Origin of the sequence: Vibrio sp. 1CM23M, assembly GCF_023161755.1 — a bacterium.
Taxonomy (GTDB): Bacteria; Pseudomonadota; Gammaproteobacteria; order Enterobacterales; family Vibrionaceae; genus Vibrio; species Vibrio coralliirubri.
Window position 1 is genome coordinate 137,549 of the sequence record NZ_JALNTR010000009.1, and the last position, 8,258, is coordinate 145,806.

Here is an 8,258-nt window from a genome sequence, read left to right on the forward strand (position 1 = left end):
AAGGAGCTCACTGCTGTAGCAAGCTCCCTTTTACCAAATAATCCTATCTTCTTTTAAAAAGAGGAGGGATTACTCTTCGTCTTCTAGCTCGATGTTGATACCTAGCGAGCGAATCTCTTTCAACAGTACGTTGAACGACTCAGGCATACCAGGTTCCATGCTATGGTTACCGTCTACGATGTTCTTATACATCTTAGTACGGCCGTTAACGTCATCTGACTTAACTGTTAGCATTTCTTGTAGAGTATATGCAGCACCGTATGCTTCTAGTGCCCATACTTCCATCTCACCGAAACGCTGACCACCGAACTGAGCTTTACCACCAAGTGGTTGCTGAGTTACTAGGCTGTAAGAACCAGTTGAACGAGCATGCATTTTGTCATCAACCAAGTGGTTCAGTTTCAGCATGTACATGTAACCAACAGTTACAGGACGCTCAAACGAATCACCAGTACGACCATCAAACAGTTTAAGCTGACCAGATTCTGGCAGATCACCCAGTTTAAGTAGTTCTTTGATTAGAGACTCAGAAGCACCGTCGAACACAGGAGTAGCAATCGGTAGACCGCCACGTAGGTTCTTGATCAGTGTACGAACTTGATCATCAGACAGTTCAGCAATATCAACTTTCTGACGAGTATCACCAAGATCGTAAACCTTCTGTAGGAACTCACGGAACTTATGCAGTTCTTGTTGTTCCTTAACCATTTGGTTGATCTTGTCACCGATACCTTTCGCAGCCAAACCTAAGTGAACTTCTAGGATCTGACCGATGTTCATACGCGATGGTACACCCAGCGGGTTAAGTACGATGTCTACAGGCTGACCTTTCTCATCGTATGGCATGTCTTCAACAGGGTTAATCTTAGAGATTACACCTTTGTTACCGTGACGACCGGCCATCTTATCACCAGGCTGGATACGACGTTTAACCGCTAGGTAAACTTTAACAATCTTAAGAACGCCAGGCGCTAGATCATCACCTTGAGTGATTTTACGACGCTTAGTTTCAAACTTCTTATCGAAGTCTGCTTTTAGCTCATCCCACTGCTCAGCAAGTTGCTCAAGCTGTGTTTGTAGCGCATCGTCTTCTAGAACTTGCTCTAGCCATTGCTTACGACCGATAGTATCAAGCTTAGCTTCAGAGTAACCACCAGACAGAAGTACAGCTTTAACACGGTTAAGAAGGCCACCCTCAAGAATTTGGAACTCTTCAGTTAGGTCTTTCTTAGCTTCTTTAAGCTGCATCTGTTCGATTTCAAGTGCACGCTTGTCTTTCTCTACGCCATCGCGAGTGAAGACTTGTACATCGATGATAGTACCCGAAACAGAGTTTGGTACACGTAGAGAAGTATCTTTAACATCAGATGCTTTCTCACCGAAGATAGCACGTAGTAGCTTCTCTTCAGGAGTCAGTTGAGTTTCACCTTTAGGGGTTACTTTACCAACTAGGATGTCGCCACCCTTAACTTCAGCACCAATGTAAACGATACCTGACTCGTCTAGTTTAGACAGAGCAGACTCACCTACGTTTGGAATATCAGCTGTGATCTCTTCAGAACCCAGCTTAGTATCACGAGCCACACAAGATAGTTCTTGAATGTGGATTGTCGTGAAACGGTCTTCTTGAACTACGCGCTCAGATACTAAGATCGAGTCTTCGAAGTTGTAACCGTTCCAAGGCATGAATGCGATACGCATGTTTTGGCCAAGAGCTAGTTCACCAAGGTCTGTTGAAGGACCATCAGCAAGAACATCGCCGCGTGCAACTGGTTCACCAGGAAGTACAGTTGGACGTTGGTTAATACATGTGTTTTGGTTCGAACGCGTGTACTTAGTTAGGTTGTAAATATCGATACCAGCTTCGCCAGGTACCAATTCATCTTCGTTAACCTTAACTACGATACGAGAAGCGTCTACAGACTGAACTTGACCACCACGTTTAGCAACCGCTGTAACACCAGAGTCAACTGCGATGTTACGTTCGATACCAGTACCTACTAGAGGCTTATCAGCCTTAAGTGTTGGTACAGCTTGACGTTGCATGTTGGCACCCATCAATGCACGGTTCGCATCATCGTGTTCTAGGAACGGGATAAGCGAAGCAGCGATAGATACTACTTGGTTTGTCGCAACGTCCATGTAGTCAACGTGATCGCGTGGGTGAAGACCAGATTCACCTTTTTGACGAGCTGTGATTAGCTCATCTGCAAACGTACCTTCTTCAGTAAGAATGGTGTTTGCTTGCGCGATTACGAATTGACCTTCCTGGATTGCAGACAGGTAATCAACTTCTTCTGTTACTACACCATCTACTACACGACGGTACGGAGTTTCTAGGAAACCGTAATCGTTACAACGTGCAAACGCAGATAGCGAGTTAATTAGACCGATGTTTGGACCTTCAGGCGTTTCGATCGGACATAGACGACCGTAGTGAGTTACGTGAACGTCACGTACTTCGAAGCCTGCGCGCTCACGAGTAAGACCACCAGGACCTAAAGCAGAGATACGACGTTTGTGCGTAACTTCTGACAATGGGTTGTTTTGGTCCATGAACTGTGAAAGCTGTGAAGAGCCAAAGAATTCTTTAACTGCAGCAGAGATCGGCTTAGCGTTGATAAGATCTTGAGGCATGATTGCATCAAGGTCACCAAGGCTTAGGCGCTCTTTAACGGCACGTTCTACACGAACTAGACCAACACGGAATTGGTTTTCTGCCATTTCACCTACAGAACGGATACGACGGTTGCCAAGGTGGTCGATATCGTCCACTTCACCAATACCGTTACGGATACCAATCAGTTTCTTCATCACTTCGATGATGTCTGATTCATCCAGAGTACCGCGCTCTTCTTCTTCTTCACGCTCGATAGAGCTGTTGAACTTCATACGGCCTACAGTTGATAGGTCGTAACGTTCTTCAGAGAAGAATAGGCTTTCGAATAGAGACTCTGCAGCTTCTTTCGTTGGTGGCTCGCCAGGACGCATCATGCGGTAGATTTCTACCAATGCAGAGATGCGATCTACTGTGCTATCTGCACGTAGAGTGTCTGACATGAATGGACCGTGATCTAGGTCATTCGTGAACAGAGTTTGTAGAGCCTTGTGACCTGCTTGAGACAGGTTAGCAAGTGCTTCTAAGCTAATCTCTTGGTTCGCGCCAACGATGATCTCGCCAGTTGCTTCATTGATGTAATCTTTAGATGCAACTTTACCAACGATGTACTCTACTGGTACTTCGATGTGCTCAACGCCATCTTTTTCAAGTTGACGGATATGACGAGCAGTAACACGACGACCAGTCTCAACGTAAGTTTTGCCGTTTGCTTCGATGTCGAATGACGCAGTTTCACCACGTAGACGATCAGGAACCAACTCCATAAGAAGAGTTTGGTCTTTAACTTCGAAGTTCACTTTGTCGAAGAACAGATCTAGGATCTCTTCAGTCGATTTACCAAGTGCACGAAGAATAATCGATGCTGGTAGCTTACGACGACGGTCGATACGTACGAATAAGTTATCCTTAGGATCGAACTCAAAGTCTAACCATGAGCCACGGTAAGGAATTACACGTGCGTTATAAAGAACTTTACCTGATGAGTGGGTCTTACCCTTATCACTGTCGAAGAACACGCCTGGGCTTCGGTGCAGCTGGGATACGATAACCCTCTCGGTACCATTAATTACGAAAGTACCATTGTCTGTCATAAGCGGAATTTCGCCCATGTAGACTTCTTGTTCTTTAATGTCTTTTACAGTACCTGCTGGTGCATCTCGATCAAAGATAACTAGACGTAGTTTTACGCGTAGTGGCTTTGAGTAAGTAACACCGCGGATTTGACATTCTTTAACGTCAAAAACTGGCTCACCAAGACGGTAGCTAACGTATTGCAGCTCAGAATTGCCGTTGTAGCTCTGAATTGGAAATACAGAACGGAAAGCAGCTTCAAGACCGTATTGACCTTCTGGATCCTGTTCGATGAATTTGTCGAAAGAATCAAGCTGGATCGATAACAGGTATGGAATGTCCAAAACTTGTGGACGAGTACCAAAATCCTTACGGATGCGCTTTTTCTCGGTATAAGAGTAAACCATGGGGTTCCTCAGCTCGCTGATAAGTGACCCAAACCACCCAAAACACTCTTTAAGAGGGGGCGGTGACAAACAGCTGTTTACTGTAGTGAACAATCATTTCGAAAAAATGACTGTTTTTTTGCTCGGATTATGACGGTTAAACAGCGGAAAATTCGTCATAGCCCTACAGCGCAAAAAGGCCGGTGGTCAATAAACCACCAGCCATTAGCCTTGCGGCTAAGAAATTAAGTAATAATTACTTGATTTCAACAGAAGCGCCAGCTTCTTCTAGCTGTGCTTTAAGAGCTTCAGCTTCAGCTTTGTCAACGCCTTCTTTAAGCGCTGCAGGAGCTGAGTCTACAAGACCTTTAGCTTCTTTAAGACCTAGGCCAGTTGCGCCACGTACAGCTTTGATAACTTGTACTTTGTTAGCGCCAGCAGCAGTTAGGATAACGTCGAATTCAGTTTGCTCAGCAGCAGCGTCGCCGCCAGCTGCGCCGCCAGCTACAACAGCAGCAGCTGCAGTAACGCCGAATTTCTCTTCCATAGCTTCGATAAGCTCAACAACTTGCATTACAGACATTTCTGCAACTGCGTCTAGGATTTGCTCGTTAGTAATAGACATAACAATTCTCTTTTAAGTCAACAATAAGTTTAAATAGCAACCAGTGAAAAGCAAGGCTTATGCCGCAGCTTCTTCTTTTTGGTCGCGAACAGCAGCGATAGTACGAACCAGCTTGCCAGCAGAAGCTTCTTTCATGCACATCATTAGGCGTGCGATAGCTTCGTCGTAAGTTGGTAGTGTCGCTAGTACTTCAGCATCAGTAACTGCGCCTTCAAATGCAGCAGCTTTGATCTCGAAATCTTTATTCTCTTTAGCGAAGTCTTTGAAAAGACGCGCTGCAGCACCTGGGTGCTCATTAGAGAATGCGATCAGAGTTGGACCAGTGAAAGTGTCTACTAGACACTCGTAGTCTGTACCCTGAACCGCACGGCGTGCTAGTGTGTTACGAACAACTTTCATGTAAACACCCGCTTCGCGAGCTTGTTTACGTAGAGAAGTCATTGCGCCAACTTCAACGCCACGAGAATCAGCTACAACTGCAGAAAGTGCACCACTGGCAGCTTCGTTGACTTCAGCAACAATTGCTTTTTTGTCTTGAAGATTTAAAGCCATTTGGATTAACCTCTGGTTGTGATTACAGCACTCAATACAAAATGTAATGAGCGTTTACGATGTTATTTAAAAATGAATAAATTCATTTCAAACCACAACATCGCCTACGTAGGTTTTATTAAGCTATCAATAATCTAATGAAAATCGACAGCGCCTACGGTCTTGGGATAGATGATTTCAAATTGCTTTAAAACCACCCAACCACAAATATTAGGCGCAGAAGTATACACTAAATCTACGCCTAAGCAAATTAGTTTGCTTGAGTGTCAAGACTAGCTTGATCAACAGCAACACCAGCACCCATCGTAGTAGAGATGCTTACTTTCTTCAGGTAAGAACCCTTAGCTGAAGAAGGCTTAGCTTTCTTAAGAGCAACTAGAAGAGCTTCTAGGTTCTCTTGAAGCTGGCTAGCTTCGAAAGATGCTTTACCGATAGTAGTGTGGATGATGCCGTTCTTGTCGTTACGGTAACGAACCTGACCAGCTTTAGCGTTCTTAACCGCTTCAGCAACGTTAGGAGTTACAGTACCAACTTTAGGGTTTGGCATAAGGCCGCGTGGACCTAGGATTGTACCTAGTTGACCAACAACACGCATTGCATCTGGAGAAGCAACAACTACGTCGAAGTTCATTTCGCCTTTTTTCACTTGCTCAGCAAGATCTTCCATACCAACGATATCTGCGCCAGCAGCTTTAGCAGCTTCTGCGTTTGCACCTTGAGTGAAAACAGCAACGCGGATGTCACGGCCAGTACCGTGAGGTAGCACTGTTGCGCCACGAACGTTTTGGTCAGATTTACGAGCATCGATGCCTAGGTTAACAGCAACATCTACAGACTCAACGAATTTAGCAGTCGCTAGTTCTTTAAGAAGAGCAACAGCTTCGCTGATTTCGTATTCTTTAGTTGAGTCAACTTTGTCGCGGATTACGCGCATACGCTTAGTAAGTTTAGCCATGATCTTATCCCTCTACCACTAGGCCCATTGAACGAGCAGTACCAGCAATAGAACGTTTCATTGCTTCGATGTCAGCACCAGTCATATCAGCAGCTTTAGTTTCTGCGATTTCCTGAACTTGAGCGTCAGTAACAGTACCAACTTTCTCAGTGTTTGGACGACCTGAACCAGACTTAACGCCAGCAGCTTTCTTAAGAAGAACAGCAGCAGGTGGAGTCTTAGTTACGAACGTGAAAGAACGGTCGTTGTAAACAGTAATAACTACTGGAGTAGGTAGACCTTTCTCAACAGATTCTGTTTTTGCGTTGAACGCTTTACAGAATTCCATGATGTTCACGCCGTGTTGACCTAGAGCAGGACCAACCGGTGGACTTGGGTTTGCCATACCAGCTGCAACTTGCAGTTTGATATAAGCTTCAACTTTCTTAGCCATGATATTTCCTAATATTTTGGGTACATGCGCTAGCCGCAAGGCGAGCTCCCCATAAATTCAATTAACTCTTTTTTACTTCCACAGAAGCAAAAAGGCGCGAAATTATAATCATAATTCGCGCCTTTAACAACCCTAAAAAGGTGATTTTTTATACTCTTTTATTTTGAACAACTTATGAAGTATTTATCCACAGCTTTTTCAAAACTTAGAGTTTTAGTCCAGTTTTTCAACCTGACCAAATTCAAGCTCAACCGGTGTTGCACGACCAAAGATCGATACAGATACCTTAATGCGGCTTTTCTCGTAATCTACTTCTTCAACAGTACCGTTGAAGTCAGCAAATGGACCATCGTTCACACGAACCACTTCACCCGCTTCGAACATTGTCTTAGGACGTGGAGACTCGCTCGCTTTCTCTAGACGGTTCAAGATAGCATCAGCTTCTTTATCAGTGATTGGTGCAGGACGATCAGAGGTACCACCAATGAAGCCCATAACACGCGGAATGCTGCGTACTAAGTGCCATGATTCATCATTCATGATCATTTGAACTAATACGTAGCCAGGGAAGAATTTACGTTCACTTTTACGACGTTGCCCAGCACGCATTTCCACTACTTCTTCAGTAGGTACTAGCACATCGCCAAATAGTTCTTCCATGTTGTGCATTTTAATATGCTCGCGTAGCGACTGTGCAACACGACCTTCAAAGCCAGAAAAGGCTTGAACTACATACCAACGTTTTTTTGGAGCTTCACTCATGAATCAGAACCCTCTACACTCCAGTTGCTAGAGAAACTAGACGGACCATGATGCCGTCAATTCCCCAAAGCACTAGAGACATAACAATACATACAGCTAAAACGATCAATGTAGTTTGCATAGTTTCTTGGCGAGTAGGCCAAACAACTTTACGAATCTCCATACGAGATTCTTTTGCAAAATCGATCGCAGCTTTACCTTTAGTTGTTGTTGCTGCAACGCCTAGTGCGGCAGCAATCAGCACAACTACACCTGCAGCGCGAATTACAACAGACAATTCACCATACAGGTAATTACCCACAACAGCAGCAGCCAACAGAACAAAAGCGACAATCCACTTCATTGTATCTGCTGCACCTGAGCTATCAGGAGTTTCAGCGTTTGCTTTCATAAAACCAACCTGTGATAAGTCTTAAATATAGACGACAATAACCCCGCTGTTGCAGGGCACATTCCTTTGCGTTGCAAAACAACACATCTAACAGTCATTTTAGTCAAAAAGACCGTTTAATTCTTTGCTAAGAGCAAAAATCGATGTCAAAACATCCAACTCTTTTTTTAGCGCAGAAAAAGGGCATCAAATGATGCCCTTTTTACTAGTGGTTCGTCAAATCTTATGCAAAGATTTTAGCTACAACACCAGCACCAACTGTACGGCCACCTTCGCGGATTGCGAAACGTAGACCTTCGTCCATTGCGATTGGAGCGATTAGCTCAACAGTCATTTGAACGTTGTCACCTGGCATTACCATTTCTACGCCTTCTGGTAGAGTGATGTCGCCTGTTACGTCAGTTGTACGGAAGTAGAACTGTGGACGGTAACCTTTGAAGAAAGGAGTGTGACGGCCGCCTTC

At 44.5% G+C, this 8,258-nt stretch carries 7 protein-coding genes and 1 pseudogene; all 8 read right to left on the reverse strand.

Features of this window, described 5'->3' with window-relative positions; all coding sequences use genetic code 11:
* Positions 1-69: 69 nt before the first annotated feature.
* Entirely contained in the window at positions 70-4,098 is a 4,029-nt protein-coding gene (gene rpoB, locus MSG35_RS20540) for a DNA-directed RNA polymerase subunit beta (RefSeq protein WP_017060526.1), read from the reverse strand.
* Positions 4,099-4,333: 235 nt separating this feature from the next.
* Positions 4,334-4,702, reverse strand: a complete 369-nt coding sequence (gene rplL, locus MSG35_RS20545; RefSeq protein ID WP_017631516.1) for a 50S ribosomal protein L7/L12 — start codon at positions 4,700-4,702, stop codon at positions 4,334-4,336.
* 57 nt (positions 4,703-4,759) lie between these two features.
* On the reverse strand, positions 4,760-5,254 hold the full coding sequence (gene rplJ, locus MSG35_RS20550) for a 50S ribosomal protein L10 (protein ID WP_010435550.1): 495 nt from the start codon (positions 5,252-5,254) through the stop codon (positions 4,760-4,762).
* Positions 5,255-5,504: 250 nt separating this feature from the next.
* Positions 5,505-6,209, reverse strand: a complete 705-nt coding sequence (gene rplA / locus MSG35_RS20555; RefSeq protein ID WP_017060523.1) for a 50S ribosomal protein L1 — start codon at positions 6,207-6,209, stop codon at positions 5,505-5,507.
* 4 nt (positions 6,210-6,213) lie between these two features.
* Complete coding sequence (rplK, locus tag MSG35_RS20560; RefSeq protein ID WP_010435555.1) at positions 6,214-6,642, reverse strand: 50S ribosomal protein L11; 429 nt, start codon at positions 6,640-6,642, stop codon at positions 6,214-6,216.
* 213 nt (positions 6,643-6,855) lie between these two features.
* On the reverse strand, positions 6,856-7,404 hold the full coding sequence (gene nusG / locus MSG35_RS20565; protein ID WP_010435556.1) for a transcription termination/antitermination protein NusG: 549 nt from the start codon (positions 7,402-7,404) through the stop codon (positions 6,856-6,858).
* Positions 7,405-7,417: 13 nt separating this feature from the next.
* A complete protein-coding gene (secE, locus tag MSG35_RS20570) occupies positions 7,418-7,795 on the reverse strand; it encodes a preprotein translocase subunit SecE (RefSeq protein WP_010435558.1) in 378 nt (125 codons plus the stop codon).
* 223 nt (positions 7,796-8,018) lie between these two features.
* Positions 8,019-8,258, reverse strand: a pseudogene (gene tuf / locus MSG35_RS20575) (elongation factor Tu); the annotation flags it as partial.